This window comes from Pseudomonas sp. NPDC077649, assembly GCF_044542855.1.
GTDB lineage: Bacteria > Pseudomonadota > Gammaproteobacteria > Pseudomonadales > Pseudomonadaceae > Aquipseudomonas.
The window spans coordinates 19,203-46,064 of the sequence record NZ_JBITVF010000001.1; the positions used below are offsets into that span (position 1 = coordinate 19,203).

23 protein-coding genes are annotated in these 26,862 nt (G+C 68.0%); 9 read left to right on the forward strand and 14 right to left on the reverse strand.

Annotation, left to right across the window (positions count from 1 at the left end):
- Positions 1-4: 4 nt before the first annotated feature.
- Positions 5-1,126, reverse strand: a complete 1,122-nt coding sequence (locus ACIGFL_RS00080) for a response regulator (protein ID WP_397495708.1) — start codon at positions 1,124-1,126, stop codon at positions 5-7.
- Positions 1,127-1,128: 2 nt separating this feature from the next.
- Entirely contained in the window at positions 1,129-3,423 is a 2,295-nt protein-coding gene (gene dibA, locus ACIGFL_RS00085) for a phosphodiesterase DibA (RefSeq protein ID WP_397496609.1), read from the reverse strand.
- A gap of 169 nt (positions 3,424-3,592) precedes the next feature.
- Here dibA and desA point away from each other — a divergent pair, with 169 nt between their 5' ends.
- The 3 genes from desA (at position 3,593) to ACIGFL_RS00100 (ending at position 7,568) form a co-directional block, all read left to right on the forward strand.
- Positions 3,593-4,783, forward strand: coding sequence for a delta-9 fatty acid desaturase DesA (gene desA, locus ACIGFL_RS00090; RefSeq protein WP_021443335.1), 1,191 nt, complete (start codon positions 3,593-3,595; stop codon positions 4,781-4,783).
- Positions 4,784-4,894: 111 nt separating this feature from the next.
- Positions 4,895-5,866, forward strand: coding sequence for a GGDEF domain-containing protein (locus ACIGFL_RS00095; protein WP_397495709.1), 972 nt, complete (start codon positions 4,895-4,897; stop codon positions 5,864-5,866).
- Positions 5,867-6,296: 430 nt separating this feature from the next.
- Positions 6,297-7,568: an OprD family porin gene (locus ACIGFL_RS00100; RefSeq protein WP_397495710.1), complete on the forward strand. Its 1,272-nt coding sequence runs from the start codon at positions 6,297-6,299 to the stop codon at positions 7,566-7,568.
- A gap of 107 nt (positions 7,569-7,675) precedes the next feature.
- On the opposite strand, the gene ACIGFL_RS00105 is transcribed toward ACIGFL_RS00100, so the two are convergent.
- The 5 genes from ACIGFL_RS00105 to ACIGFL_RS00125 form a co-directional block, all read right to left on the reverse strand.
- Entirely contained in the window at positions 7,676-8,011 is a 336-nt protein-coding gene (locus ACIGFL_RS00105; RefSeq protein ID WP_397495711.1) for a DUF2388 domain-containing protein, read from the reverse strand.
- 62 nt (positions 8,012-8,073) lie between these two features.
- Positions 8,074-8,679 (reverse strand): GNAT family N-acetyltransferase, encoded by a 606-nt coding sequence (locus ACIGFL_RS00110; protein ID WP_397495712.1) that lies wholly within the window; start codon positions 8,677-8,679, stop codon positions 8,074-8,076.
- Positions 8,676-9,125: an NfeD family protein gene (locus tag ACIGFL_RS00115; protein ID WP_021444760.1), complete on the reverse strand. Its 450-nt coding sequence runs from the start codon at positions 9,123-9,125 to the stop codon at positions 8,676-8,678. Before ACIGFL_RS00115 ends, ACIGFL_RS00110 begins: the two co-directional genes overlap by 4 nt.
- 4 nt (positions 9,126-9,129) lie before the next feature.
- A complete protein-coding gene (locus tag ACIGFL_RS00120; RefSeq protein WP_021444759.1) occupies positions 9,130-10,065 on the reverse strand; it encodes an SPFH domain-containing protein in 936 nt (311 codons plus the stop codon).
- A gap of 104 nt (positions 10,066-10,169) precedes the next feature.
- A complete protein-coding gene (locus tag ACIGFL_RS00125; protein WP_397496610.1) occupies positions 10,170-11,774 on the reverse strand; it encodes a murein L,D-transpeptidase in 1,605 nt (534 codons plus the stop codon).
- A gap of 129 nt (positions 11,775-11,903) precedes the next feature.
- Between ACIGFL_RS00125 and ACIGFL_RS00130 the strand changes: the two genes are divergently transcribed.
- On the forward strand, positions 11,904-12,608 hold the full coding sequence (locus ACIGFL_RS00130) for a murein L,D-transpeptidase catalytic domain family protein (RefSeq protein ID WP_397495713.1): 705 nt from the start codon (positions 11,904-11,906) through the stop codon (positions 12,606-12,608).
- Between the two features lie 242 nt (positions 12,609-12,850).
- Here the strand turns inward: ACIGFL_RS00130 and ACIGFL_RS00135 are convergent, their stop codons facing one another.
- The gene (locus ACIGFL_RS00135; protein ID WP_397495714.1) at positions 12,851-14,635 is read right to left on the reverse strand and encodes a GspE/PulE family protein; all 1,785 of its coding nucleotides are present in this window, start codon (positions 14,633-14,635) and stop codon (positions 12,851-12,853) included.
- A gap of 88 nt (positions 14,636-14,723) precedes the next feature.
- Complete coding sequence (locus tag ACIGFL_RS00140) at positions 14,724-15,059, reverse strand: hypothetical protein (protein WP_397495715.1); 336 nt, start codon at positions 15,057-15,059, stop codon at positions 14,724-14,726.
- Positions 15,060-15,186: 127 nt separating this feature from the next.
- On the opposite strand from ACIGFL_RS00140, the gene ACIGFL_RS00145 reads away from it, so the two are divergent.
- Positions 15,187-15,654, forward strand: coding sequence for an Lrp/AsnC family transcriptional regulator (locus ACIGFL_RS00145; protein ID WP_397495716.1), 468 nt, complete (start codon positions 15,187-15,189; stop codon positions 15,652-15,654).
- Between the two features lie 59 nt (positions 15,655-15,713).
- Here ACIGFL_RS00145 and ACIGFL_RS00150 read toward each other — a convergent pair whose 3' ends face one another.
- Positions 15,714-17,078 carry an inorganic triphosphatase gene (locus ACIGFL_RS00150; RefSeq protein WP_397495717.1) on the reverse strand — a complete coding sequence of 455 codons (1,365 nt, stop codon included), beginning with the start codon at positions 17,076-17,078 and terminating at the stop codon, positions 15,714-15,716.
- Between the two features lie 112 nt (positions 17,079-17,190).
- Here ACIGFL_RS00150 and ACIGFL_RS00155 point away from each other — a divergent pair, with 112 nt between their 5' ends.
- From ACIGFL_RS00155 to argA, 4 genes are all read left to right on the forward strand, one after another.
- Positions 17,191-17,868 (forward strand): TIGR00153 family protein, encoded by a 678-nt coding sequence (locus tag ACIGFL_RS00155; protein ID WP_031303132.1) that lies wholly within the window; start codon positions 17,191-17,193, stop codon positions 17,866-17,868.
- Between the two features lie 38 nt (positions 17,869-17,906).
- The gene (locus tag ACIGFL_RS00160) at positions 17,907-19,178 is read left to right on the forward strand and encodes an inorganic phosphate transporter (RefSeq protein WP_397495718.1); all 1,272 of its coding nucleotides are present in this window, start codon (positions 17,907-17,909) and stop codon (positions 19,176-19,178) included.
- Between the two features lie 200 nt (positions 19,179-19,378).
- Positions 19,379-20,545, forward strand: a complete 1,167-nt coding sequence (gene argE / locus ACIGFL_RS00165) for an acetylornithine deacetylase (protein WP_397486824.1) — start codon at positions 19,379-19,381, stop codon at positions 20,543-20,545.
- A gap of 67 nt (positions 20,546-20,612) precedes the next feature.
- Positions 20,613-21,911 carry an amino-acid N-acetyltransferase gene (gene argA, locus ACIGFL_RS00170; protein ID WP_021444801.1) on the forward strand — a complete coding sequence of 433 codons (1,299 nt, stop codon included), beginning with the start codon at positions 20,613-20,615 and terminating at the stop codon, positions 21,909-21,911.
- An 85-nt stretch (positions 21,912-21,996) separates the two neighbouring features.
- On the opposite strand, the gene rmf is transcribed toward argA, so the two are convergent.
- The 4 genes from rmf to ACIGFL_RS00190 form a co-directional block, all read right to left on the reverse strand.
- On the reverse strand, positions 21,997-22,188 hold the full coding sequence (rmf, locus tag ACIGFL_RS00175; RefSeq protein WP_021444802.1) for a ribosome modulation factor: 192 nt from the start codon (positions 22,186-22,188) through the stop codon (positions 21,997-21,999).
- Between the two features lie 228 nt (positions 22,189-22,416).
- Positions 22,417-23,997 carry a glutamate--cysteine ligase gene (gene gshA / locus ACIGFL_RS00180; protein ID WP_397495719.1) on the reverse strand — a complete coding sequence of 527 codons (1,581 nt, stop codon included), beginning with the start codon at positions 23,995-23,997 and terminating at the stop codon, positions 22,417-22,419.
- Positions 23,998-24,099: 102 nt separating this feature from the next.
- Positions 24,100-24,486 (reverse strand): PaaI family thioesterase, encoded by a 387-nt coding sequence (locus tag ACIGFL_RS00185; RefSeq protein ID WP_397495720.1) that lies wholly within the window; start codon positions 24,484-24,486, stop codon positions 24,100-24,102.
- Positions 24,483-26,810 carry a Tex family protein gene (locus ACIGFL_RS00190; RefSeq protein ID WP_397495721.1) on the reverse strand — a complete coding sequence of 776 codons (2,328 nt, stop codon included), beginning with the start codon at positions 26,808-26,810 and terminating at the stop codon, positions 24,483-24,485. Before ACIGFL_RS00190 ends, ACIGFL_RS00185 begins: the two co-directional genes overlap by 4 nt.
- Positions 26,811-26,862 lie beyond the last annotated feature (52 nt).

A 26,862-nucleotide genomic window follows, 5' to 3' on the forward strand; every position in this document is an offset into this window, starting at 1 on the left:
CGCCTCAGGCCAGCCCGGCGAGGCGGCGCAGGCGTTGCAGTTCCTGGTCGTCGGCGCCCTGCAGTTCGGCGCTGGCCAGGCGCATCAGGATCGGCTCGCGGCGGGTGTTGCCGGGCGCCAGGCCGTAGCAGGCGCCGATCAGCTCGCGCAGCGCTATGGGCAGGCGCCAGTGCGCCTTGAGCCGGTTGGCCAGTTCGCCGCTGTGCTGGCGCAGCGCCTGCTGCAGCTGTTCGTCGCTCAGCGCCAGGTCGCGTTGGCGCCACAGTTGCGCCTGCTGCAGCACGGCCAGCTCACCCATGCGCTGCAGCAGGGCGGCGCTCTGCAGCGGCGCCGGGTCGAGGCGGCAGGCGCCGGCCAGTTCGCCGACGCGCTGGTGCAGGTGCAGCAGCGCCTGCACCTGGGCCTGGCCGAGGGCCTGGAGCGCGGCGTCCTGCAGGCGCGCCGCCGGGCGCAGCGCCAGGCCCTGGATCAGGTTCAGCGCGGTGGCCGCACCCAGGCGCTGGACGGCTTCTGGCAGGCTGATACAGGGCTGCCCGGCGCTGTTGTAGACGGTGCTGTTGGCCGCGGCGATCAGCCGCGCCTGCACCGCCGGGTCCTGCTGCCAGTGCTCGCCGAGCTGCTGCAGGCTGCTCGGCGCGCCTGCGGCGCCATGCAGCTGCTGGTACAGCTCGTCGCGCAGCGGCAGGTCGAGGGCCTCGGCCGGCAGCTCGCCGAGGTGGCGAACGAAGTCGTCGTCGCTGTGTGACGCCGCCGGCGCGGCGTCGTCGGCGGGCAGCAGGCGCTGCAGGCAGTCGAGCACCTTGGGCACCTGGAACGGCTTGCTGATAAAGGCGCTGATGCCCAGCGGACGCACTTCCAGCACGCTGTCGCGGTCGGCGCGCGAGGTCACCATCAGCAGTGGCACCGCGCGGTCGCTGCGGCGCACCGCCTCGAGCAGACGGGTGCCGCTGCCGTCGGGCAGGTTCCAGTCGCAGATCACCAGCTGCGCCGCCTCCTGCTGCCAGGCGGCGAGGGCGTCGGCGACCCGCGTGCGGCAGTCGACCCGCGCCCCCGGGCGCAGGCTGAGGACGATCTGCTTGAGCAGATCGGCGATCCAGGGATCGTCTTCGAGGATCAGCACACGCATGTTCAGTCTCCCGTGCTGGCCCGCTCAGCCTGGGTGGCTTCGGGCACGCCGATGGGCTGGCTGGGCACCGGTTGCGGGCGGCCGAAATGGTAGCCCTGGCCGTAGTGGCAGCCGAGTTCGCGGAGGAAATCGGCCTGTGCGGCCTGCTCGATGCCTTCGGCCAGCACCTTGATCCCCAGGCTGTGGCCGAGGGCGATCACCGCGCGGGCGATGGCGGCGTCCTCGGCGTCGTCGGGCAGGCCGCGGACGAAGCTCTGGTCGAGCTTGAGCTTGTCCACCGGCAGGCGCTTGAGGCGCGCCAGCGAGCTGTAGCCGGTGCCGAAGTCGTCGATGGCCAGGCGCACGCCGAGCCCGCGCAGGCGGGTGAGCAGCAGCAGGGCGGCGTCGGGGTCTTCCATGATCGCGCTCTCGGTCACTTCCAGCTCCAGTTGCGCCGGCGCCAGGCCGGTGTCGGCCAGCACCTGGGCGACGTGCTGCTCCAGCTCGCCGCGGCCGAACAGGCGGCTGGAGACGTTCACCGCGACGAAGTGCAGCGCGCTGCCGGCGGCGTGCCAGCGCACCATCTGGCGGCAGGCCTGTTCCAGCACCCAGGCGTCGATGGCGCCGATCAGGCCGTTGTCCTCGGCGATCGGGATGAACTCGGCGGGCGACACCAGGCCGCGCTGCGGGTGCTGCCAGCGCACCAGCGCCTCCATGCCGACCGCGCTGCCGTCCTGCAAATCGTGCAGCGGCTGGTAGTAGACGCGCAGCTCCTGGTTGTCGAGGGCGTGGCGCAGGCTGCTGGCCAGCTCCACGCGCTGGCGGGCGTAGTCGGTCAGCTCCTGGACGTAGAAGGCGTAGCCCTCGCGGCCGCTGCTCTTGGCCTTGAACAGCGCCGAGTCGGCGTTGCGCAGCACCTGTTCGACGCTGGCGGCGTCGTCCGGGAACAGGCTGATGCCGATGCTGGCGCCGATGTACAGCTCGTGGCCGTGCAGGCGGAACGGCGCATCCAGGCAGCGCAGCAGGCGCTGCGCCAGCTCGGCGGCCTGGGGCGCCTCGGCGCAGTGCTCGCAGAGCAGGCCAAACTCGTCGCCACCCAGGCGCGCCAGGGTGCTGGCGGCCGGCACCGCCGCCAGCAGGCGCTCGCCGACCTCCTTGAGCAGCAGGTCGCCGACGTTGTGGCCGAGGCTTTCGTTGATGTGCTTGAAGTGGTCCAGGTCGATCAGCAGTACCGCGCCGTGCAGCTGTTCGCCGGCGCTGCGCTCCAGGGCATGGGCGACCCGCTCGGTGAACAGCAGGCGGTTGGGCAGGTTGCTCAGCGGGTCGTGGTGGGCCAGGTAGTCCAGCTCGCGCTGCGAGCGCTTGAGCGCGGTGATGTCGGAAAACACCGCGACGTAGTGGCTGATGCGCCCCTGCTCGTCATGGATGACGCGGATGCACTGCCACTGCGGGTAGATCTCGCCGCTCTTGCGCCGGTTCCACACCTCGCCGCTCCAGGCGCCGCGGCTGTGCAGGGCGTGCCACAGGCTGTGGTAGAAGGCCGCGTCGTGACGGCCGGACTTGAGCAGGCTGGGTTGTTGGCCGAGGATTTCCTCGGCGCTATAGCCGGTGATGCGGCTGAACGCCGGGTTGACGTGGACGATGCGCTGCTCGGGGTCGGTGACCAGCACGCCTTCCTGGGTGGCGTCGAACACCGCGGCGGCCTGGCGCAGGCTGTCCTCGTCGGCGCGGCGCTGGGTGATGTCGCTGGCCACGCCGATGAAGCGCTGCGGCTGACCTGCCTCGTCGCGCAGCAGGCGGCCGCGCGAGTGCAGCCAGCGGTAGCTGCCGTCGGCGTGGCGCATGCGGTAGATGTTCTCGTACTGCGCGCCGCTCATTTCCGCGTCGAGCGCCTGCAGCGCGCGTTCGCGATCCTCCGGGTGCAGGCGCGCGACCCAGGCCTCGCGGGTATCGCCGAGGGCCTGCGGGGTGAGGCCGAGCAGGGCGGCGTAGCCGTCGGAGAAGAACACCCGCTGGCTGGCGTAGTCCCAGTCCCACAGGCCGTCGCGGGTGGCATCCAGGGCCAGGCGCAGGCGTTCCTCGTTGTCCGCCAGCTGCAGCCGCGCGCGCCGATGGTGCCGGGCGTGGCGCTGCAGCACCAGGTACAGCAGGGCGCCGGTGAGGGCGACGAACAGCAGACCCTTGAACGACTGCAGGTGGTCCTGCTGGGCCGCGGACAGGCCGAGGGCGGCCAGCAGCTGGTCGCTGAGGAGAATCCACGAGGCGGCGAGCAGCAGATAGCCCAGGGTCAGGCGCAAGGCGGCGGTGTCGATACGCATGGGCAAGCGGCTACGCTCCCTGTAAATGCTGGGCAGTATAGATGCCTTAGAGGCTGAAACATTCTTATCTAAAAGACCAACTGGTTTTCTGCCTTGGGTCAGGGATAATGCGCCCAGGCTCGTCCTTGTAGGACAGGCCGCGTTTTCCTTTCAAGAGGCAACAGTGTCCATGTGGTACAACGGTTTACTCGACCTGTCGGTCTGGCAGCTGGTGGCTGCGACCCTGCTGATGACGCACGTGACCATCGTCAGCGTCACCGTCTATCTGCACCGCTACTCCGCGCACCGTGCACTGGAACTGCACCCGGCGCTCAAGCATTTCTTCCGTTTCTGGCTGTGGCTGACCACCGGCCAGAACACTCGCGAGTGGACCGCCATCCACCGCAAGCACCACGCCAAGTGCGAAACCGTCGACGACCCCCACAGCCCGGTGGTCAAGGGCCTGGGCACCGTGCTGCGCAAGGGCGCCGAACTCTATCAGGAAGAGGCGAAGAACCAGGAAACCCTGCGCATCTACGGCAAGAACTGCCCGGATGACTGGATCGAACGCAATGTTTATAGCCGCTATCCGATTGGCGGCGTGACGCTGATGGCGATCATCGACCTGGCCCTGTTCGGCGTGCTCGGCATCACCGTCTGGGCGATCCAGATGATGTGGATTCCGGTGTGGGCCGCCGGCGTCATCAACGGCCTCGGCCATGCCGTCGGCTACCGCAACTTCGAGTGCCGCGACGCCGCCACCAACCTGGTGCCCTGGGGCATCCTGATCGGCGGCGAGGAGCTGCACAACAACCACCACACCTACCCCAACAGCGCCAAGCTGTCGGTGAAGAAGTGGGAATTCGACATGGGCTGGGCCTGGATCAAGCTGTTCAGCTTCCTCGGCCTGGCCCAGGTGCAGCGCGTCGCGCCCATTGCCCACCGGGTCGAGGGCAAGCGCAGCCTGGACATGGACACCGCCATGGCCATCCTCAACAACCGCTTCCAGATCATGGCGCAGTACCGCAAGCTGGTGATCGCGCCGCTGGTCAAGCAGGAAGTGGCCAAGGCCGACGAGTCGGTGCGCCACCTGTTCCGCCGCGCCAAGCGCCTGCTGTCGCGCGAGCCGAGCCTGCTGGAAGAGCAGCACCAGGCACGCATCAGCGAGCTGCTGGCGCAGAGCCAGGCGCTCAAGGTGATCTACGAGAAGCGCCTGGCGCTGCAGCAGATCTGGGTCAAGACCAGCAGCAACGGCCACGACATGCTCGAGGCGATGAAGCAGTGGGTGCACGAGGCCGAGGCCAGCGGCATCCAGTCGCTGCGCGAGTTCGCCGAGCAGCTCAAGACCTACTCGCTGCGCCCTGCCGCAACCGCTGCCTGATCGCCGCGCGTTTCCTGCAAAGGCCCGCCGAACGGCGGGCCTTTGTGTTTGTCCAACAGCTCGCACTATGCTCATTGCAATGCTGATGCGAGGGATTGGATGGCCGCTGTAATGGATGATCAAGGCAACGCCGTTTCCGAGTTGGAAGAACTGACCCTGGCCCTGCTGCACAGCCGGGCCGAGGTGGAGCGCCTGCGCGAGCGCGAGCAGCTGTTCAGCAGCCTGCTGGGCAGCGTCAACGCCGCGCTCTGGGCGTTCGACTGGGACGCACAACGGGTGATCTACGTCAGCCCGGCCTACGAGCGTATCTTCGGCCGCTCCGCCGCACTGCTGCTGGCCGACTACGGCGAGTGGCGCAACAGCATCTACCCCGACGATGTGGAGTACGCCGCGGAAAGCCTGGCCAAGGTGCTGGAAACCGGTGCGGTGGAGTTTCGCGAGTACCGCATCATCCGCGCCGACGGCCAGCTGCGCTGGCTTAGCGACAAGTGCTTCGTCAGCCCGCGGCCCGGTTCGGCTCAGGGCAAGGTGATAGTCGGCATCGCCGAGGACATCACCGAGAAGAAACGCCTGGAGGGCGAGCTGCATCGCCTGGCCACCACCGATGTGCTGACCCAGAGCAGCAACCGCCGGCATTTCTTCGAGTGCGCCCGCCGCGAGTTCGAGCATGCGCGGCAGTACGGCAGCCCGCTGGCCTTCCTCCTGCTCGACCTCGACGATTTCAAGAAGATCAACGACCAGTACGGTCACCAGCTCGGCGACCAGGTGCTGCAGCGCCTGGCCCAGTGCGGTGCCAACGCGCTGCGCCGCGGCGACCTGTTCGGCCGCATCGGCGGCGAGGAATTCGCTGCCCTGTTCCCCGGTTGCGAGCCGGATATCGCCCTGCAGGTGGCCGAGCGTCTGCAGCGCGAGGTGCAGCGCCTGAACTTCCAGCACGACGGCACAAGCTTCGGCATCACCGTCAGCCAGGGGCTGACCAGCCTGCGCGCCGCCGACGCCAACCTGGAGGCGCTGTACGCCCGTGCCGACGCGGCCATGTACCTGGCCAAGCGCCAGGGCAAGAACCAGATCGTGCTGGGCTGAAGGCGTTGGCGATTTTCCGCCTGAGCGGCGCGTCGCATAAGCGGAAAATTGCCGGTCGCGTAGCGTAATAGAGCGATAACGCCCCTGCCAAAAAGCGCTAGCCTCCCGTTCTAGAGGCGTTGCACGGCGCTCTGGAAGAGCTGGCACGCTATCTGCCTGAACTCACGTCAAGATGCCGGCCCGGATGCCGGCGCACAATAACAACGACGCGAGAGCCCTCCCATGAGTCGTCCTGCCCGTTCCCGTCCGTTCGCCCCGTTGCGTCCGCCGTTGTCCCGTTCTTCCTGAGTTTGCCACGCACCCGCGCCAGCGAGGGCCCTGCCGTGCCCGCGCGCGCCTGCGTTCGCCTGATTCGTCCCGAGCCTGCCTCTTCGTGCCGAAGTCGGTGTTCGGGCGATGCGTCACCTTAAACACACTGGAGAGAAACATAATGAGAAAGACCTCCCTGGCACTGGCCGTAGCCGCCAGCACCCTGGGCCTGAGCCAAGTGGCCTCTGCCGATTTGATCGGCGACACCAAGGTCAGCCTGGAAGCCCGCAATTTCTACTTCAACCGTGATTTCCGTCAGGGGCACAACGATACGCCAACCCCCACTCGTTCCAAGTCCGAAGAGTGGGCCCAGGGCTTTATCCTGCGCATGAACTCCGGCTTCACCGAGGGCACCGTGGGCTTCGGCGCCGACGCCATCGGCATGTTCGGCTTCAAGCTGGATTCCGGCGACGGCACCGCCGGCAGCGGTCTGCTGGTCCCGGATCGTTCCTCGGGCGGTTCGCAGGACAACTACTCGGATCTGGCCGTAGCGGCCAAGGCCAAGATTTCCAACAGCACCCTGCGTGTCGGCCAGATGCAGTTCAAGAACGCCGCCATCGCCTCCAGCGACGCCCGCCTGCTGCCGCAGGTGTTCGAAGCCGGTCACCTGGTATCCCAGGAAATCGACGGCCTGATGCTGGAAGCCGCGCACGTGCGCGAGGTGAACCATCGTGACTCCGGCGACTACGAAGATATCGCCATCACCAGCGGCGGCCGTCGCGGCATCGCCACTTCTGGCGGCGCCACCGCCGATTCGTTCGACTTTATCGGCGGCACCTACAAGCTGACCAACGACCTGACCGCCGGTTACTACTATTCCAACCTGGACGAGCTGTACAAGCAGCACTCCTTCAACGCCGTGCATGTGCTGCCGCTGGGCGATCAGCAGAGCCTGAAGACCGACCTGCGCTATGCCCGCTCCACCGATGACGGCAACCGCAGCAACGTCGACAACAAGGCCTTCGGCGCCATGGTCACCTACGCCCTGAGCGGTCATGCCTTCGGTCTGGGTTACCAGCAGATGGATGGCGACACGGGCTTCGCCTATATCAACGGTACCGACCCGTTCCTGGTCAACTACGTGCAGATCAGCGACTTCGCCAACAAGGACGAGAAGTCCTGGCAGGCGCGCTACGACTTCAACTTTGCCTCCATCGGCATCCCGGGCCTGACCTTCATGACCCGCTACCTGACCGGCGACAACGTCGACCGCGGTGCTGGCGTATCCGAAGGCCGCGAGTGGGAGCGCAACACCGAGCTGATGTACGTGTTCCAGGAAGGTGCGCTGAAGAACCTCGGCGTACGCTGGCGCAATGCGAGTGTGCGTTCGAACTTCGCCAACGATATCGACGAGAACCGTCTGATCGTCAGCTACACCCTGCCGCTGATGTAATCAGCCGGCGGAGGTTCGACAGGCTGATCAGGCCTGTCGTCCCGAGCGCGATAAGAAAAATGCCCGCATCCTTCGGGATGCGGGCATTTTTTATGCGCGCGTTGGGCTTAGCGGGCGTCGCTGGCCTCGAGCGGGCCGGCCGAGGCGGCGAGAATGGCGCTGGCCAGTTCCATATCGCCGGCGCCCTGCAGCTCGGGATGTTCACTGCGCAGCCGCTGAAGCGCCGCCTCCAGGTGCGGGCCGCGGATCTCGCCGGCGCTGGCGACGAAGCTGCCGGCGTCCTCCTCGGCGGCGGCGACCAGTTTGTCGTCCTTGAAGGTCAGGTAGGTGGAGGCGGTGGTCGCCCCGGAGGAAAGGATATCGCGCAGCAGGCTGTCGGCTGCGGCGGTCTGGACTATCAGGCAGGCGGCCACTGCCAGGGCTGCTCGGCTCGATACACGCATGGGCGGTACTCCTGTGAGTTGACTCGGCTATTAGGAGTCATCAGGGCTATTTGGGGTTCCTCTTACGCGATGGTCGGTCGCCACAGGCTGTACTGGCGCAGTGCATCGAAATCCGCGCTGCCCAGCAGCTCGAAGCCATGCCGTCGGTACAGCGCCAGGTTGCGCTCGGAGCCGGTTTCCAGGGCCGCGGCGCGGCAGCCGGCGGCGGCCATCGCTTGCAGCGTCGCCTGCAGCAGGGCGCCGCCGAGGCCCTGTCCCTGGCTGTGCCGGGCCACGGCGAGAAACTCCAGGCGGGCGCAACCCTCCGGCAGTTGCTGGTCGAAGGCGGCGAGCAGGCGATCCAGGCGCGCCAGGCAGTCCGCACCGCAGGCGTCGGCGATGCGCCGGCCCAGCTCATGCACGCTATCGCTGCTGGGTGTCTGGGCCAGATCAAAGAGGCTCAGGCCGCACAGCGCCGAGCCGCGCCAGGCGGCGAGAACCGGTAGGCGATTGTCACGATGAAACGTCAGGTAGGCCTGCAGGTACGCGCGGCGTCTAGCGCCGAAGCCGGGGCGCTCGCGCATCAGGTACCAGCCCAGGCTCGGGTCGTCGGCGAAGGCCGCATCGAGCAGCGCCAGGGCCGCGTCGGCCTGCGCCGCCGACAGCGGCGCCAGGCGCACCTCGCTCATGCGTCGCGTTCGACCCGCAGAATCACGCCATCCTGGGCCACCACCTTGACCGAGCTGCCGGCCGGCAGGTCGGGACCGCTGACCAGCCACAGGCTGTCGCCGGCCTTGATCTTGCCGCGGCCGCCGACTATCGCCTCGTGCAGGGCGAAACGCCGGCCGAGCAGTTCGCTGCCGCGCTGGTTCAGCCCCGGCTGGTCGCTGGGACGCGTGGCGCTGCGCTGGCGGCGCCACCAGAGCACGGCGGTGAGGATCGCCAGCAGGCCGAACAGGAAGAATTGCCAGACCCAGGGCAGCTCCGGAAACAGGTAGGTGAGCACGCCGACGCAGGCGGCGGCCAGGCCGATCCACAGCAGGTAGCCGCCGGCGCCGAAGACTTCGAGGATCAGCAGGACGGTGGCCAGCGCCAGCCAGTCCCAGAACGACAGGTGTTGCAGGTAATAGATCATGACGTCAGCCCTGCTTCTCGCCTGGGCCGCCGGCACCGAAAGTGGCCTTGACGATTTCGCCGATGCCGCCGACCGCGCCGATCACCTGGCTGGCCTCCAGCGGCATTAGCACCACCTTGCTGTTGTCGGCCGCCGCCAGCTGGCCGAGCGCTTCGATGTACTTCTGCGCGACGAAGTAGTTGACCGCCTGCACGTTGCCGCTGGCGATGGCCTGGGACACCACGCGGGTCGCCTCGGCTTCGGCCTGGGCCGCCCGTTCGCGCGCCTCGGCCTCGAGGAAGGCGGCCTGGCGTTCGCCCTCGGCACGCAGGATCTCGGCCTGCTTGTGGCCTTCGGCGGTGAGGATGGCGGCCGAGCGCGAGCCCTCGGCCTCGAGGATCTGCGCGCGCTTGAGGCGTTCGGCCTTCATCTGGCTGGCCATGGCTTCGACCAGGTCGGCGGGCGGGCTGATGTCCTTGATCTCGATGCGGGTGATCTTGATGCCCCAGGGCGCGGTGGCTTCGTCGACCGTCTTGAGCAGACGTTCGTTGATCGCGTCGCGCTGGCTGAGCATGGCGTCCAGCTCCATGGAGCCGAGCACGGTGCGGATATTGGTCATTACCAGGTTGCGGATGGCGTGCTCCAGGTTGTTCACCTCGTAGGCGGCCTGGGCGGCGTTGATCACCTGGAAGAAGCACACCGCGTCGATCTGCACGATGGCGTTGTCGGCACTGATCACTTCCTGCGGCGGGATGTCCAGCACGCTTTCCATGACGTTGAGCCTGCGGCCGATGCGGTCCATCACCGGCACGATGATGTTGAGCCCGGGCTTAAGCGTGGTGGTGTAGCGGCCGAAGCGCTCCACCGTCCACTCCGAGCCCTGCGGCACCACCTTGAAGCCCATGTAGACGATGGCCAGAGCCAGGCCGACGAACAGCAGCAGGACGCCACCGATTTCCATAAAGCGATCTCCCTCTTGCGTGCGTGCAGTTGACCGTCGCGACGTGACGAACGGCCTTGTCGGCATCTAAGCATAGCCGCTGGCCAATTGCCGCCGACCCCTTCTCAGTGCCTGGCGGCGATGGTGCGCTGCATATCGGGTTGTGACGCGGCGCTCAGGCCTTGCGCGCGGGCCAGGGCGGCGATCAGCTGGGCGTCGCGGGCATAGATGTCGGGGGCGTAGCGCAGGGTGCCGTCGCTGCGCGCCTCCACCGTCCAGTAGGCGATCAGCAGCGGCACCGGCTGCTGCAGGCGGTATTCCTGGGTCTTGCCGCTGGCGATGCGCTGCTGCACCGGCTCCAGCTCCTGCGGCCGGAGCAGCCAGGCCAGCAGGGTGCCCACCGCCTCGACGCGCACGCAGCCGGAACTGAACACCCGTGGCGACTTGTCGAACAGGCGCTGGCTGGGGGTGTCGTGCAGGTACACCGCGAAGGGGTTGGCGAAGCGCAGCGCCACCCGGCCCAGCGGGTTGCGCGTGCCGGCGGCCTGGCGCAGGACGATGGCGCCGGGGTTGTCCCAGTCCACCAGCTCCGGGTCGAGCGGCTGGCCGTCGCGATCGAGCACGCTGAGCTCCTGCTGGGCGAGGTAGGCGAGGTCGTCGCGGATCGCCGGCAGCTTGTCCTCGCGCAGGATGGTCGGCGGCACCGTCCAGGTCGGGTTGAGCGTCAGACGCTGGATGCGCGAGGCCAGCAGCGGCGTTTCGCGACCGGCGCGGCCGACCTGGGTGCGGGTGCGCCACAGCACCCGTTGCTGGCGCAGCACCAGCAGCTCGGCGGCGGCGACGTTGATCAGCACCTCGGCCTCGGCCAGATCGTCGGCCCACCAGCGCAGGCGCTCCAGGTTGAGGCGCAGCTGGGCGCGGCGCATCGGCGCGGCGACGTTCAGTTCGGCCAGGCTGGCCGGGCCGAGGATGCCATCGGGATTCAGCCCGTGGTCGTCCTGGAAGGCCTGCAGGGCCAGCACCGTGGCCGGGTCGAAGGCTTCGCCGGCAACCGTCGTCACGCTCAGGTAGCCCTCGGCGCGCAGGCGTTCGCGCAGCCCCGGCACCCGTGCATCGCGGCGCTGCGCCTTGAGCAGCGGGCCGTCGGCCAGGGGCTGCCAGGCGGCCAGCGGCCGCTGGCGCAATTCGGCGTAGGCGGCGCGCAGGCGGCGGTAGGCGATGCCGGTCGGGCGCGCCGCGGCGAAGGCCTCGGCCGGTGCCTGCAGGTGCAGCAGGGCGAGCGACAGGGTGGCCAGGCGCAGGTCCGGCAGCGGGTTGGCGGGCGAATGCCACAGGCTTTCCTGGCGCGGCGGCGGCAGGCGCCCGCGCCGCAGATGGAGCAGCGCCTGCAGGTAGCTGTGGCTGTGCAGCAGCTCGCTGCACGGGCCGTCGTACGCGGGCAGGGCGTATTCGTCGGGCTCCAGGCCGTCGTCGGCGAGGGCGGCAAGCTGCGCCGCGAGCTGCTGGCGACGGCTGGCGTCGGCCCAGGCCGGCTGGTTCTCGCGCTGGGCGTAGAAGTCGCGCAGTTGCTGGCGCGCGTTATCGTCTAGATTTGTCGGTAAGGGTGCGCAGTGCTGCGGCAGCTGCTCCAGCAACGGGCGCAGGTCGACGCTGGCGGCGGCATCCGTGGCGGCGACCAGTGGCAGGGTGAGCAGCAGGCCGCTCAGGTAAGATGCACGTTTTTTGAACAACATACTGCTCCAGTCCTTGGCTCAGAAAAGGCGCCACCCGGGTCGGCGCCGAGCGTCCAGTATAGGCGGGCCGCCATGGGATTCAGCGACAGGACGTCCCGGAGTCTGTGCGCAGAGGTGATTACGCAGATGTTTGGACGTATCGGCCGGTGCTGGTTGGCGGGTTTGTGGTTGCTCGGTGCGCCGCTGTGGGCGAGCGCGGCGCAGGATGGGCTGTTCGCCGAGCTGGCGCGGCAGGCTCCCGGGCTCGAGCCGCAAGCGCTGCGCCATGCCCTGGCAGCCATGCAGTGCGCGGTCAACCATGGGGCCGGCGATGCCCGGCGCCTGGCGGTGATCGACTATTCGCGGCCGTCGACCGAGCGCCGCCTGTGGATCTTCGACCTGCAGCGCAAGCGCCTGCTGCTGCGCGACTTCGTCGCCCATGGCCGGCGCTCCGGGGAGAATTTCGCCGAGGCCTTCTCCAACGACCTGGGCAGCCACCAGACCAGCCTCGGCCTGTTCCGCACCGCCGAGAGCTACCGCGGCAAGCACGGCTATTCGCTGCGCATGGACGGCCTGGAGCCCGGCCTCAACGACCTGGCGCGCGAACGTGCGATCGTCATCCACGGCGCCGACTACGTGAACCCGCGTTGGGTGCAGCGGCATGGCCGCATCGGCCGCAGCCTGGGTTGCCCGGCGGTGCGCCGCGAGGTGGCGCGGCTGGTGGTCGATCAGCTCAAGGGCGGCCAGTTCCTCTTCGCCTGGCACTCCGACCCGCGCTGGCTGGCGGGCTCGGCCTACCTGGCGTGCAAGCCGCAGCAGATGGCGGCATTGAGCCGCGCTGGCGAGGGGTAGGTTGGCGCTGAGCGCAGCGAAGCCCAACGGGGAGTGCGCAGCACTCCGCACGGCGTCCGTAAGGCGTCCTCACGCGCCGATGCCCGGTCTGGTGCCGTCGTCGCGCCGACCATCGCCCGTTGGGCTTCGTCGCAGGCTCCTCAGCCCAACCTACGCCGCGCATTAGCGCAGGCCATGCCCCCGTTCAAGGCGTCGCAGATGGCGGTATCGAGCCGCCAGCCGAGCGTTGCGCCCCGGATGCGTCACTTCTGCTCGCTCTGCGGGGTCACCCGCAGCACTTCCTCGATGGTGGTCAGGCCGGCGGCGACCTTCTGCGCGCCGGACAGGCGCAGGCTGCGCATGCCTTCCTTGAACGCCGCGCGGCGCAGGGCGACGAGGTCGGTGTCGGCGGTGATCAGCGGCTTGATCGCATCGTTGAGCAGCATGATCTCGTACACCCCGGCGCGGCCGCGGTAGCCGGTGTCGCGGCATTCCAGGCAGCCCACGGCCTGCTGCGCGCCGGTCGGCAGCGGCGCGCTCCAGGGCTTGGTCAGGCTCTGCCAACCGTCCTCGTCCAGTTGCAGCGGCGCCTTGCAGTGCGGGCACAGGGTGCGCACCAGGCGCTGGGCCATGACCCCGAGCACGGTGGCCTTGAGCAGGTAGTGCGGCACGCCCAGTTCGAGCAGGCGGGTGATGGCGCTCGGCGCGTCGTTGGTGTGCAGGGTCGACAGCACCAGGTGGCCGGTGAGCGCCGCCTGGATCGCCATTTCCGCGGTCTCCAGGTCGCGGATCTCGCCGACCATGATGATGTCCGGGTCCTGGCGCATCAGCGCGCGCACGCCGCTGGCGAAGGTCAGGTCGATATTGTGCTGCACCTGCATCTGGTTGAAGGCGCCCTCGATCATCTCGATCGGGTCCTCGATGGTGCAGACGTTGACCTCGGCGGTGGCCAGCTGCTTGAGCGTGGTGTACAGCGTGGTGGTCTTGCCCGAGCCGGTCGGCCCGGTGACCAGGATGATGCCGTTGGGCTGGCGGGTCATGCTCTCCCAGCGGCGCAGGTCGTCGGCGGAGAAACCCAGCTGGTCCGGGCTTTTCAGCAGCACCTCGGGGTCGAAGATACGCATCACCATCTTCTCGCCGAAGGCGGTGGGCAGGGTCGACAGGCGCAGCTCCACCTCGCCGCCGTCCGGGGTCTTGGTCTTGACCCGGCCGTCCTGCGGCTTGCGTTTCTCCGCCACGTTCATCCGGCCCAGGGACTTGAGGCGGCTGACCACCGCCATGGTCACCTGCGGCGGGAACTGGTAGACGGTGTGCAGCACGCCGTCGATGCGAAAGCGCACGCTGCCCTGTTCGCGGCGCGGCTCGATATGGATATCGCTGGCGCGCTGCTGGAAGGCGTACTGGAACAGCCAGTCGACGATATTGACGATATGCGCGTCGTTGGCGTCCGGCTCCTGGTCCTGGGCGCCGAGGCTGAGCAGTTGCTCGAAGTTGCCGACGCCGCTGATCTTCTGATCCACCGAGGTGGCGCCGCTGACCGAGCGGGCCAGGCGGTAGAACTCCACGGTAAAGCGCTGGATGTCCGCCGGGTTGGCCACCACCCGCTTGATCGGGCGCTTGAGCACGTGCACCAGGTTGGCTTCCCAGCTGTGCACCAGCGGCTGGCTGCTGGCGATGGTCACGCTCTCGCTGTCCACCGCCACGGCGAGAATCTTGTGCCGTTGGGCGAAGGCGTAGGACATCAGCGGGGTGATGGCCGGCACGTCGATCTTCAGCGGGTCGATGCGCAGGTAGGGCTGGCCGACGAACTGTGCCAGCCAGACGGTGAGGCTCTCCAGGTCGAGCTTCTTGCCCGGGCGGCTGAGGTCGTCGACCTGCTGCGCGGCGAGAAACTCCAGCGGGTGCTGCTGGTGGTTCAGCGAACTGCGACGAATCGCCAGGCACTGCTCGGCCGCGTCCTGACCGACCCGGCCCTGGGCGACCAGCTCGCGCAGCAGGTCGCCGAGATCCAGTACGCGGTCTTGGGCGGTGGTGGCGAAGGCGGACATGCGGGCTCCTCGGTGGTTCAGCCTGAACAAGCGTAGCCGCTAGGATGCCCGAAAAGCGCGGACGGGGCTAAGGCCCCGGCGTGACCCATTACCCAGTGCGCAGCGCCACCTGCTCCGGGCTGTGATCCAGCTGCCGCCAGTCGACCTGCCAGACGCACACCAGGCCGCGCAGTTTCTCCGCCAGCACCCTGGCGCGATGCAGCGACAGGCCGTGCAGCTGCAGTCGCACCTGCAGATCGCCGTCCTGGCGCTGCACCTGCAGCTGTTGCGGCAGCAGCTGCAACTGGGCGAACAGGCCGAGCAGGCGACACAGCACGTCGGCCTCGGCCTCGGTGCGCAGGCGGTATTCGACGGCCGACTCGGGGCGATCCTGCCAGGGATCGCGGCGGCTGTGCGGAGCGGGGAAGGGCGTGGCGTCGGGCATGGCGGCATCTCGCGGTGGATTTGCTCCAGTTTCGCCCTTCGCGCGGCAAAAGTTCTGCCTGGTTTTCTGTGAAAACCCGGGTTTTGTGGATAGTCTTGCCGTTGACTGCCGTTATCGAGGAATTTTTATGTCCGTCGCCCTGGATGTTTACGACCAGCGCATTCTCGCCCTGCTGCAGGAGGACGCCGGTCTCTCCACCGCCGAGATCGCCGAGCGCGTCGGCCTGTCGCAATCGCCCTGCTGGCGGCGCATCCAGCGGCTCAAGGAGGAGGGGGTGATCCGCCGCCAGGTGACCCTGCTCGAGCGCAAGAAGGTCGGCCTGCACACCCAGGTGTTCGCCCAGGTCAAGCTCAACGCCCACGGCCGCTCCAACCTCACCGAGTTCGCCGAGGCCATGCGCGAGTTCCCCGAGGTGCTGGAGTGCCATGTGCTGATGGGCGCGGTGGACTTCATGCTGCGCATCGTCACCCGCGACATCGAGGCCTACGAGCGCTTCTTCTTCGAGAAACTGTCGTTGGTGCCTGGCATCCAGGAAGTCAACTCCATCGTCGCCCTGTCGGAGATCAAGTCCACCACCAGCTTGCCGCTGGGCTAGGCGTCGCCGCGCGGTGGCCCGATCCGGGCGGCCGCAGGCCGCCCGGAGGCATCGGGGACTTACTTCACCAGCGCCTTCCAGGGCTTGAGGCTTTGCAGGATCTGCGCCTGGCTGGCGCGCAGCTGGCGCTGTTCGTCGTCCAGCGGTTGCTGGGCGAGCAGCTGGAACTTGTTCAGCTCGCCGTACAGGCGGTCGACCTCGGCCACCTCGAGCACGCCGCGGGCCAGGCGCAGCCAGACCAGCAGGCGTTCCAGGCGCGGCAGCTGCTCGGCCAGGTCTTCCGGTTGCTGCTGGTAGCGGCGCAGTTGCAGCGCCGCGCCTTCCTCGGCGAGCAGGGTCGGCAGCCAGTTGCCCAGCGCCGCGCCGCCCTGGCGGTTGCCGCGGTGGTTGCGCGCGGCGGTCCAGCCGCGGTTCAGCAGCCAGTGCGACAGTTGCAGAGACAGCAGGCCCCAGCGGCAGCCGTCCAGTTCGGCGGCGAACATTGCCGGGGCGTTGCGCCGCATGCTGTCGTCCAGCTGGCCGGCGGCCAGGCGCGGGCGCCAGTCAGCCAGCAGGGCGTCGAGTTGCTCGCGCAGCTGCCGCGAGCTGGCGCGCGGCGCGGCCTGGCCGAGGCTGGCGAGTAGTGCGCGCAGATCGATCAGTTGCTGCAACCAGTTCTGCAGCAGGCTCCAGTGCCCGCTCCAGCGGTATTGCTCGGCCAGGCGCTGGCTGGCGCCGAGCAGGTGCCAGGCGAGGGCGGCGAAGGCATCGTCCAGGGTCGTCTCGGCGCTCGGCTGCGGCGCCGGCAGGCTCAGGCTGTAGCTGCCGGCATCGAACAGGCGGTAGCCACGCTCGGCCTTGCTGATGTCGCAGGGCATCAGCGGCAGCTCGGCGGCCAGTTCGCAGGCCAGCTCCAGCAGCGCCGCCGGTTCGCCCTGGCGCAGTTCCAGCTCCAGCTCGCAGATTTCTTCCTCGCCCTCGCCGGCGATCACCTTGCCCAGGTCCAGGGCGGCCTCGATGACCACCTTGGCCTTGCCGCGACCCCAGGCGATCTCGGCTTTCTCGCGAACGAAATCGGTGGTGAACAGCGGCTGCAGGGTTTTCTTGTCCAGCTCGGCCAGGCTGGCCGGCCAGCAGCTGTCGTCGAGCTTCTTCAGGTTCAGCTTGGGCTTGGCCAGGTACCAGTCCCATTCGTTGCGTTCGGACAGGCCGGCGACGCTCTGGCCGCGGGTCTTCAGGGTCTGGATATATTGCTCGCCGTCGCGGCGCAGGCGCAGCGCGACACGGGCCCCGGCCAGCTCGCGGGCCGGGGTGTCGTAGTACTGGTTGAACAACTCGGCGCGCTGCCAGCCGCTCTTGTTGCGCTTCTTCAGCAGCGGGTGTTCGCGCAAGGCGGCCAGGGTGGCACGGCTGGCGCGCAGTTTGATTTCGGTTTCTTTGACCATGGTGGGAAGCAAGATGCCTAGTATGAAAAATGTGACAGCCCGATGACGCGCGCTGGCGATAGACGAAGGCGATCCCTATACTTGCCGCCTTCTCAAAACGGGGGCTTACCCTATGCCTATCAATCCCTTTGTCAGCCTGTTCGGCCGTTCACCCATCGGCCCCATGCAACAGCATATCGCCAAGGCCAATGAGTGCGCGGCGAACCTGGTGCCCTTCTTCGAGGCCGTGATGGCCGAGGACTGGGATCGGGTGGAACAGGTGCAACAGGAGATGTCCCGGCTCGAGCACGAGGCCGACAAGCTGAAGAAAAGCGTGCGCCTGCACCTGCCCAAGAGTCTGTTCCTGCCGGTGCCGCGCTCGGACCTGCTGGAGCTGCTCAGTGTACAGGACAAAGTCGCCAACCGTGCCAAGGACATCGCCGGGCTGATGCTCGGCCGCCAGATGGCCATTCCGCAGGCGCTGCAGCCGTTGATGCGCACCTACGTGCAGCGCAGCGTGGATGCCAGCGCCCAGGCGCTGAAGGCGATGAACGAGCTGGACGAGCTGCTGGAAACCGGCTTCGCCGGCCGCGAAGCGGTGCTGGTGGAGACCCTGATCGAGGAGCTGGGCGTGATCGAGCAGGACACCGATCGCCTGCAGATCGAGGTGCGCCGCAACCTGTTCAAGCTGGAGAAGGACCTTCCCCCGGTCGATGTGATGTTCCTCTATCAGATCATCGACTGGATCGGCGATGTCGCCGACCGCGCCCAACGTGTGGGCAACCGACTGGAACAACTGCTGGCGCGCTAAGCGCCAGTGTCCTTTCTGGGATCGACGGAAACTAACTTATGTCTCTGATTGCGGACTACGGGCTCGTCCTGCTGGTGCTTGCCTGCCTTTTCGGTTTTTTCATGGCCTGGGGTGTTGGGGCCAACGATGTAGCCAATGCTATGGGTACATCCGTTGGCTCGCGCGCACTGACTATCAAACAGGCGATCATCATCGCCATGGTCTTCGAGTTCTGCGGCGCCTACCTGGCCGGCGGCGAAGTCACCGAAACCATCAAGAACGGCATCGTCGATGCTTCGCTGATCAGCCCCAACCTGATGGTGCTGGGCATGATGTCGGCGTTGCTGGCGGCCGGCAGCTGGCTGCTGGTCGCCTCGACCAAGGGCTGGCCGGTATCCACCACCCATACCATCGTCGGCGCGGTGATCGGCTTCGCCGCGGTCGGCGTGTCGGTGGATGCGGTGCACTGGGGCGGCGTCGGCCCCATCGTCGCCAGCTGGGTGGTCACCCCGCTGCTCGCCGGGATCATCTCCTTCGGCCTGTTCGTCAGCGTGCAGAAGCTGATCATCGACACCGACAACCCCTTCCTCAATGCCAAGCGCTACGTGCCGCTGTACATGTTCCTCACCGGTTTCATGATCTCGCTGATGACCATGACCAAGGGCCTCAAGCACGTCGGCCTGAACCTCTCCAGCAGTGAAGGCTTCATGCTTTCGCTGGGCATCGGCGCTGCCGTCATGCTGCTCGGCATCGCCCTGCTCAGCCGCATTCATGTCGACGCCGAAGCCGACAAGGCCTTCCACTTCGCCAGCGTGGAGAAGGTGTTCGCCGTGCTGATGATCTTCACCGCCTGCGCCATGGCCTTCGCCCACGGCTCCAACGACGTGGCCAACGCGGTCGGTCCGCTGGCGGCCATCGTCGGCGTGATCCAGAGTGGCGGCGACCTGGCCGCCGGCGAGAAGTCTCTGGTGCCGGGCTGGATTCTGCTGCTCGGCGCGGTGGGCATCGTGGTCGGCCTGGCCACCTACGGCTACAAGGTGATCGCCACCATCGGCAAGGAAATCACCGAGCTGACCCCCAGCCGCGGCTTCGCCGCCGAGCTGGCCGCCGCCACCACCGTGGTCAGCGCCTCCGGCCTGGGCCTGCCGGTGTCCACCACCCACACCCTGGTCGGCGCCATTCTCGGCGTCGGTCTGGCGCGCGGTATCGGTGCGCTGAACCTGGGCATGATCGGCAAGATCTTCCTGTCCTGGATCATCACCCTGCCGGTGGGCGCGGCGCTGTCGATCCTGTTCTTCTTTATCCTGCGCGGGCTGTTCGGCGGCGTCTGACGGTTCCCGTTAGGGGGCCTCTAAAAACGTAGGCGAGGCAGTCAGCGCAAGGCGAAAGCAGGCGAAGAAGCGCAGTTTACGAGCTGTAAATGAGCTTCTGAGCCTGCTTTCAACGCAGCGATGACAACGCAGGTAGTTTTTAGAGGTGCCCCTGGCCGACGATGCCCCTATGATTGGGACACCGTCCCAGGAGAGCGCCGATGCCGCTGCCGTCCTTCCAAGAGCAATTCGCCGCGCTGATCGCCGCGCCGTCGGTGAGCTGCACCCAGCCGCACTGGGATCAGAGCAACCGGCCGGTGATCGAGCTGCTCGCCGCCTGGCTCGGCGACCTCGGCTTCGCCTGCGAAACCCAGCAGATCGCCCCCGGCAAGTTCAACCTGCTGGCCAGCTATGGCAGCGGCCCCGGCGGCCTGGTGCTGGCCGGCCACAGCGACACCGTGCCGTTCGACGCCGCCCTGTGGCAGAGCGACCCGCTCAAGCTGACCGAGGTCGACGGACGCTGGGTCGGCCTCGGCAGTTGCGACATGAAGGGCTTCTTCGCCCTGGCCATCGAGGCCGTGCGGCCCTTGCTCGATCAGCCCTTCCAGCAACCGCTGCTGATTCTCGCCACCTGCGACGAAGAAAGCTCGATGGCCGGCGCCCGCGCCCTGGCCGAGGCCGGGCGGCCGCTGGGGCGCGCCGCGGTGATCGGCGAGCCGACCGGCCTCAAGCCCATCCGCCTGCACAAGGGGGTGATGATGGAGCGCATCGATATCCTCGGCCAGAGCGGCCATTCCTCCGATCCCAGTCTCGGCCATAGCGCGCTGGAGGCCATGCAGGACGTCATGGGCGAGCTGCGCGGCCTGCGCGCGCAGTGGCAGCGCGAGTTCAACAACCCGCAGTTCGGCGTGCCGCAACCGACCCTGAACCTCGGCTGCATCCATGGCGGCGACAACCCCAACCGCATCTGCGGCCAGTGCGCGCTGGAGTTCGACCTGCGCCCGCTGCCGGGGATGGACCCGGAGCAGCTGCGCGCGGCGATTCGCGGCAAGCTGCAGCCGTTGGCGCTCAAGCACCAGGTGCGCATCGACTACGGCCCGCTGTTCCCGGCGGTGCCGCCGTTCGAGCAGGCCGCCGACGCCGAACTGGTGCGTCTGGCCGAACGCCTCACCGGGCACGCGGCGCAGGCGGTGGGGTTCGGCACCGAGGCGCCTTATCTGCAGCAGCTGGGCTGCGAGACCCTGGTGCTCGGCCCCGGCGACATCGACTGCGCCCACCAGCCCGGCGAGCACCTGGAACTGGCGCGGATCGAGCCGACCGTGCAGCTGCTGCGCCAACTGATCCAACACTATTGCCTGAGTCGGAGCGAAGACGTGCTGCGACGATGAGAGAAGCCTTCGAACCTGCCATGGCGGCTTGACCCGCCCCCTGTCTCGACGCTCACACGGATCTTTCATGCACGACTACGTCAACTGGTTACGCCACGCTTCGCCCTACATCAACGCCCACCGCGACTGCACCTTCGTGGTCATGCTGCCCGGCGAGGGCATCGCCCACCCGAACTTCGCCAATATCGTCCACGACCTGGTGCTGCTGCACAGCCTCGGCGTGCGCCTGGTGCTGGTGCACGGATCGCGCCCGCAGATCGAGGCGCGCCTGGCCGCCCGCGGGCTGACCCCGCACTATCACCGCGACCTGCGCATCACCGACGGGCCGACCCTGGAGTGCGTGATCGACGCCGTCGGCCAGCTGCGCATCGCCATCGAGGCGCGCCTGTCGATGGACATGGCCGCCTCGCCGATGCAGGGCTCGCGCCTGCGCCTGACCAGCGGCAACTTCGTCACCGCGCGGCCGATCGGCGTGCTCGACGGCGTGGATTACCACCACACCGGCGAGGTGCGGCGCATCGACCGCAAGGGCATCAACCGCCAGCTCGACGAGCGCAGCATCGTGCTGCTGTCGCCGCTCGGCTACTCGCCCACCGGGGAAATCTTCAACCTGGCCTGCGAAGACGTCGCTACCCGCGCCGCCATCGACCTGGGGGCGGACAAGCTGCTGCTGTTCGGCGCCGAGGACGGCCTGCTCGACGAGCACGGCCAGCTGGTGCGCGAATTGCGCCCGCAGCAGGTGCCGGCGCACCTGGCGCGCCTGGGCAGCAACTACCAGGGCGAGCTGCTCGATGCCGCGGCCGAGGCCTGCCGTGGCGGCGTCAAGCGCAGCCATATCGTCAGCTACGCCACCGACGGCGCGTTGCTCAGCGAGCTGTTCACCCGCACCGGCAACGGCACCCTGGTGGCCCAGGAGCAGTTCGAGTCGCTGCGCGAGGCGACCATCGAGGACGTCGGCGGGCTGATCGAGCTGATCAGCCCGCTGGAGGAGCAGGGCATACTGGTGCGCCGTTCGCGCGAGGTGCTGGAGCGCGAGATCGAGCAGTTCAGCGTCGTCGAGCGCGAGGGGCTGATCATCGCCTGCGCCGCGCTCTATCCGCTGGCCGACTCCGACTGCGGCGAGCTGGCCTGTTTGGCGGTCAACCCGGATTATCGCCACGGCGGCCGCGGCGACGAGCTGCTGGCGCGGATCGAGGCGCGGGCGCGGGCGCTGGGGCTCAAGACCCTGTTCGTGCTCACCACACGCACCGCCCACTGGTTCCGCGAGCGCGGCTTCGAGCCGAGCAGCGTCGAACGCATGCCGGCGGCGCGCGCCTCGCTGTACAACTACCAGCGCAATTCCAAGGTGTTCGAGAAGACCTTATAGAGGGGCGAATGCGCTGGGAGGGGCTTTAGCCGCGACTTGGTTGACCGGTCGCGGCTAAAGCCCCTCCCACGATGCGTGCAGAACGTCAGGCGCTGTGCTGCTGCAGGCGCAGCTGCTCGAAGCCGTCGTCCCAGCCGGCCTCCCAGGCCGCGGCGGGGACTTCGTCGGGGTAGGGTTGGCGGTCTTTGGCCTGGCCGGTGAGGCCGGCCATATAGCCTTGCTGGTAGGCCTTGGTCAGGCTCTCCAGGCTCCATTGCGGCGTGGCGTCGTCGGCCATGGGCGCTGCTCGTCTGCATCCGTTACCCGCCATGCTAGCCGCCCGGGCGCGCCGCGACGCGGCCGCCCATCCCGGCTTTTGCTCCGTTGGCGGCCTTTGTGATGCAGTCGGCAAATCTCGCTCGGCGCCCGCCAGCGGCCGTTGCTCCCGCGGAGTGGGGAGTCAGGGTCGCAAGCGGTGGGCTGCAGCGGATCGCCGCCCGGCCCACCCCCCCATGGCGTAGCCCCCTTACACCGCCAGGGCCAGGATGCTGGCCTGGTAGGCGGCGACGAAGGCATCGAAGTCGCCTTGCGGCTGGGCTTCCAGCTCGGCCTGTTCGGCCAGCGAGCGCTGCGCGGCCTGCTCGAACGCGGCCTGCTGCTCGGTGTCGAGCGGCCGGCTGCGCAGGTACTCGGCGTGGCGTCGGCTCTGCTGCAGGGCGAAGTCGGCGAAGCTGGTGCCCTGGCGCAACGCCGCCAGCACCTGCGCCGAGGGCGTCAGGTCGGCGTCCTCGACCTTGGCCTGCTGCACCGCCAGGGCCTCGCCGTGCGCCGCGCCGCCCTGGCTGCGGTCGAGCAGCTCGGCCAGCGGGCGGATCTGCTCGATCAGCTCCAGGGCCCAGGTCTTGAGTTCCACCGGGCGGCCATCGCGCTGCAGGTGCAGGCCGGGACGGCGGCCTTCCTTGACCACTTTGAGGAAGTTGTCGGTGCAGCTGCGGCACTCGCCGCCTTCCAGCAGCGGGCTGTCCGCCAGCGCGCAGAACAGCAGGAAGGCGTCGATAAAGCGCGATTCGCTGAGGTCAATGCCCAGCGGCAGGTAGGGGTTGATGTCCAGGCAGCGCACTTCCACGTACTGCACGCCGCGGCTCATCAGCGCCTGGATCGGCCGTTCGCCGCTGCGGGTGACGCGCTTGGGGCGGATGCTCGAGTAGTACTCGTTTTCGATCTGCAGGATGTTGGTGTTGAGCTGCAGCCACTCGCCGTCGCGTTTGATGCCGGCCTCGACATAGGCCGGGTAGGGCGTGGCCACGGCCAGGCGCAGGCTGTCGGTGTAGCTGGCCAGGTCGTTGTAGCAGGGGGTCAGGCCGGACTGGGCGCTGCTCTGGTAGCCCAGATCGCTCATGCGCAGGCTGGTGGCGTAGGGCAGGTACAGGGTGCTGGCGTCCAGTTCCTGCAACTGGTGCGGGCGGCCGCGCATGAAGCCCTTGTCCAGCGCCGGCGAGGCACCGAACAGGTACATCAAGAGCCAGCTGTAGCGGCGGAAGTTGCGGATCAGCGCGATATAGCGCGCCGACTGGTAGTCGCGCGCGCTCTGCGTGTCGCCTTCGGCCTGCTGTTGCAGCTGCCACAGGCCCTCGGGCAGGGAGAAGTTGTAGTGAATGCCGGCGATGCACTGCATGGTCTTGCCGTAGCGCAACGCCAGGCCCTTGCGGTAGACGTACTTGAGCCGGCCGATATTGGAGCTGCCGTAGCGGGCGATAGGGATAGTTTCTTCATCCGGCAAGGCGCAGGGCATCGACGGGCTCCACAGCAGCTCGTCGCCCAGCTTGGCGTAGGCGAAGCGGTGGATGCGTTCCAGCTCGTCGAGGGTGGCCGCCGGGTCGGTGGCGGTGCCGGTGATGAATTCCAGCAGCGATTCGGAATAGTCGGTGGTGATCTGCGCATGGGTCAGCGCCGAGCCCAGCCCCTGCGGATGCGGGGTCAGGGCCAGCTGGCCGTCCTGGTCGATGCGCAGGCATTCGCGTTCGATGCCGTGCAGGCACTGGCCCAGCAGGGACAGGTGGGCCGGCTCGCCGAGCAGGGCCAGGCGGCGGGAGAGAAGGTCGCTCAAGATGCACTTCCTAACTGGGCAGTCGCCACAATATGGGGATCGCCCCGGCACTCTGCAAGGGGCGAACGGTTACCCAGGTTAGACCAGCCCGAGCGGCGCCGATTACACGCAGGCGAAGGTGCCTTGTGCCTTGGCGACCAGCTTGTCGCCCTGCAGCACTTCGGCCTCCACCACCTGGGTGCGGCGCCCGGCGTGCAGCACCTTGGCGTGGCACAGCACGCTGCCTTCGGACACCGGGCGGATGTAGTTGATCTTGCACTCCAGGGTCACGCTGCTCGGCCCGCCATCGCCGAGGCTGTGGCTGGCCTGGCCCATGGCGGTGTCGATCAGCGAGAACAGCGCGCCGCCGTGCAGCTTGCCGTGCAGGTTGCGCAGCTCGTCGGTGAGGCTCAGGCGCACACGCGCCTCGCCGCCGCCGACCTGGAGAATCTCCAGGCCGAGCAGGCGGGAAAAGGCGCTGCTGGCGCCGACGTTGTCGCTCGTGCTCATTTCTTCAACTGCTTGGCGTTGGCGAACAGGGCAGCCATGCCGCCGCTGGCGGGGGCCGGTTTGTCCTGGCTGGAATGACGCTCGCTGCGCGGCGCGTTGCCGCCACGGTTGCCAGCGCGCGATTGTCCGCCGCGTTGGCCGTCGACCTTCTCGCCGGGGGTATCGCCCATGCGCATGGACAGGGCGATGCGGTTGCGCGGGATATCCACCTCCATCACCTTGACCTTGACCACGTCGCCGGCCTTGACCGCCTCGTGCGGGTCCTTGATGAACTTCTCCGACAGCGCGCTGATGTGCACCAGACCGTCCTGGTGCACGCCGATGTCGACGAAGGCGCCGAAGTTGGTGACGTTGGTCACCACACCCTCGAGCACCATGCCCAGCTCGAGGTCCTTGAGGGTTTCCACGCCTTCCTGGAACTCGGCGGTCTTGAACTCCGGACGCGGGTCGCGGCCGGGCTTGTCCAGTTCCTTGAGGATGTCGCCGACGGTGACCAGGCCGAAGCGCTCGTCGGTGAACTTGGCCGGGTCGAGGCGCTTGAGAAAGCCCGAGTCGCCGATCAGCGAGCGGATGTCGCGGCCGGTGTCCTGGGCGATGCGCTCGACCAGCGGGTAGGTTTCCGGGTGCACGGCCGAGGCGTCCAGCGGGTTGTCGCCGTTCATCACGCGGAGGAAACCGGCGGCCTGCTCGAAGGTCTTCTCGCCCAGGCGCGGCACCTTCTTCAGCTCGGCGCGGGTCTTGAACGCGCCGTTCTGGTCGCGGTGGGCGACGATATTCTGCGCCAGGGTCGCATTCAGCCCGGAGATGCGCGCCAGCAGCGCGGCGGAGGCGGTGTTCACATCTACGCCGACGGCGTTCACGCAGTCCTCGACCACGGCGTCCAGGCTGCGCGCCAGCTTGAGCTGCGACACGTCGTGCTGGTATTGGCCGACGCCGATGGATTTCGGGTCGATCTTCACCAGCTCGGCCAGCGGGTCCTGCAGGCGGCGGGCGATGCTCACGGCGCCGCGCAGCGACACGTCGAGGTCGGGGAACTCGCGCGCGGCCAGCTCCGAGGCCGAGTACACCGAGGCGCCGGCCTCGGAGACCATCACCTTGGTCAGCTTCAGGCCCGGCACCTTCTTGATCAGCTCGGCGGCCAGCTTGTCGGTCTCGCGGCTGGCGGTGCCGTTGCCGATCGAGATCAGGTCGACGCCGTGCTTGGCGCAGAGCTTGGCGAGGACCGCCAGGGTGCCGTCCCAGTCGTTGCGCGGCGCGTGCGGGTAGACGGTGGCGGTTTCCAGCACCTTGCCGGTGGCATCGACCACCGCCACCTTGCAGCCGGTACGCAGGCCCGGGTCGAGCGCCAGGGTGGCGCGCGGGCCGGCCGGCGCGGCCAGCAGCAGGTCGTGCAGGTTGCGGGCGAACACGGCGATGGCCTCGTCCTCGGCCTTCTCGCGCAGCTCGCCGAGCAGGTCGGTTTCCAGGTGGTTGTACAGCTTGACCTTCCAGGTCCAGCGCACCACCTCGGCCAGCCACTTGTCGGCGGCGCGGCCTTGCGCGCTGATGCCGAAGCGCTCGCCGATCATCAGCTCGCAGGGATGCAGGGTGCCGGGCAACTCCTCGCCGACCTTCAGGCTGGCGCTGAGGATGCCCTCGTTGCGGCCGCGGAAGATCGCCAGGGCGCGGTGCGACGGCACGCCCTTGAGCGCTTCGTCGTGCTCGAAGTAGTCGCTGAACTTGGCCCCTTCGTGTTCCTTGCCCGGCACCAGGCGGGCGCTGAGGGTGGCGTGGTCCTTGAGGAAGCTGCGCAGCTTGTCGAGCAGGCTCGCATCCTCGGCGAAGCGCTCCATCAGGATGTACTTGGCGCCCTCGAGCACGGCCTTGACGTCGGCGAAGCCTTTCTCGGCGTCGATAAAGCGTTCGGCTTCGCTTTCCGGGAACAGCTCGGGATTGCCGAACAGCGCATCGGCCAGCTCGCCGAGGCCGGCTTCCAGGGCGATCTGGCCCTTGGTGCGGCGCTTCTGCTTGTACGGCAGATACAGGTCTTCCAGGCGCGTCTTGGTGTCGGCCAGGGCGATCTCGCGCTTGAGTTCGGGAGTGAGCTTGCCCTGCTCCTCGATGCTGGCGAGGATCGCCAGGCGACGCTCGTCCAGTTCGCGCAGGTAGCGCAGGCGCTCTTCCAGGTGGCGCAGCTGGGTGTCGTCGAGGCTGCCGGTCACCTCTTTGCGGTAACGGGCGATAAAGGGCACGGTGGAACCTTCGTCGAGCAGGGCCACGGCGGCGGCGACCTGTTGCGGGCGCACGCCCAGTTCTTCGGCGATGCGGTTGTTGATGCTGTCCATAAAAAAGCTACCCACAGGGCGGCCATGCCGGCGGCACGGCGCGCGCGAATCA

Excerpts from the sequence above, each read along its gene's own strand:
- argE (WP_397486824.1), top strand. The coding sequence starts at position 19,379 with ATGCCGCTGCCGTCCTTCCAAGAGCAATTCGCCGCGCTGATCGCCGCG.
- ACIGFL_RS00150 (WP_397495717.1), bottom strand. The coding sequence starts at position 17,078 with ATGGTCAAAGAAACCGAAATCAAACTGCGCGCCAGCCGTGCCACCCTG.
- ACIGFL_RS00095 (WP_397495709.1), top strand. The coding sequence starts at position 4,895 with ATGGATGATCAAGGCAACGCCGTTTCCGAGTTGGAAGAACTGACCCTG.
- ACIGFL_RS00135 (WP_397495714.1), bottom strand. The coding sequence starts at position 14,635 with ATGTCCGCCTTCGCCACCACCGCCCAAGACCGCGTACTGGATCTCGGC.
- ACIGFL_RS00115 (WP_021444760.1), bottom strand. The coding sequence starts at position 9,125 with ATGATCTATTACCTGCAACACCTGTCGTTCTGGGACTGGCTGGCGCTG.
- ACIGFL_RS00145 (WP_397495716.1), top strand. The coding sequence starts at position 15,187 with ATGTCCGTCGCCCTGGATGTTTACGACCAGCGCATTCTCGCCCTGCTG.
- ACIGFL_RS00155 (WP_031303132.1), top strand. The coding sequence starts at position 17,191 with ATGCCTATCAATCCCTTTGTCAGCCTGTTCGGCCGTTCACCCATCGGC.
- rmf (WP_021444802.1), bottom strand. The coding sequence starts at position 22,188 with ATGGCCGACGACGCCACGCCGCAATGGAGCCTGGAGAGCCTGACCAAG.
- ACIGFL_RS00140 (WP_397495715.1), bottom strand. The coding sequence starts at position 15,059 with ATGCCCGACGCCACGCCCTTCCCCGCTCCGCACAGCCGCCGCGATCCC.
- ACIGFL_RS00080 (WP_397495708.1), bottom strand. The coding sequence starts at position 1,126 with ATGCGTGTGCTGATCCTCGAAGACGATCCCTGGATCGCCGATCTGCTC.
- ACIGFL_RS00185 (WP_397495720.1), bottom strand. The coding sequence starts at position 24,486 with ATGAGCACGAGCGACAACGTCGGCGCCAGCAGCGCCTTTTCCCGCCTG.
- ACIGFL_RS00190 (WP_397495721.1), bottom strand. The coding sequence starts at position 26,810 with ATGGACAGCATCAACAACCGCATCGCCGAAGAACTGGGCGTGCGCCCG.
- dibA (WP_397496609.1), bottom strand. The coding sequence starts at position 3,423 with ATGCGTATCGACACCGCCGCCTTGCGCCTGACCCTGGGCTATCTGCTG.
- argA (WP_021444801.1), top strand. The coding sequence starts at position 20,613 with ATGCACGACTACGTCAACTGGTTACGCCACGCTTCGCCCTACATCAAC.
- desA (WP_021443335.1), top strand. The coding sequence starts at position 3,593 with ATGTGGTACAACGGTTTACTCGACCTGTCGGTCTGGCAGCTGGTGGCT.
- ACIGFL_RS00130 (WP_397495713.1), top strand. The coding sequence starts at position 11,904 with ATGTTTGGACGTATCGGCCGGTGCTGGTTGGCGGGTTTGTGGTTGCTC.
- ACIGFL_RS00160 (WP_397495718.1), top strand. The coding sequence starts at position 17,907 with ATGTCTCTGATTGCGGACTACGGGCTCGTCCTGCTGGTGCTTGCCTGC.
- ACIGFL_RS00100 (WP_397495710.1), top strand. The coding sequence starts at position 6,297 with ATGAGAAAGACCTCCCTGGCACTGGCCGTAGCCGCCAGCACCCTGGGC.
- ACIGFL_RS00110 (WP_397495712.1), bottom strand. The coding sequence starts at position 8,679 with ATGAGCGAGGTGCGCCTGGCGCCGCTGTCGGCGGCGCAGGCCGACGCG.
- ACIGFL_RS00120 (WP_021444759.1), bottom strand. The coding sequence starts at position 10,065 with ATGGAAATCGGTGGCGTCCTGCTGCTGTTCGTCGGCCTGGCTCTGGCC.
- ACIGFL_RS00105 (WP_397495711.1), bottom strand. The coding sequence starts at position 8,011 with ATGCGTGTATCGAGCCGAGCAGCCCTGGCAGTGGCCGCCTGCCTGATA.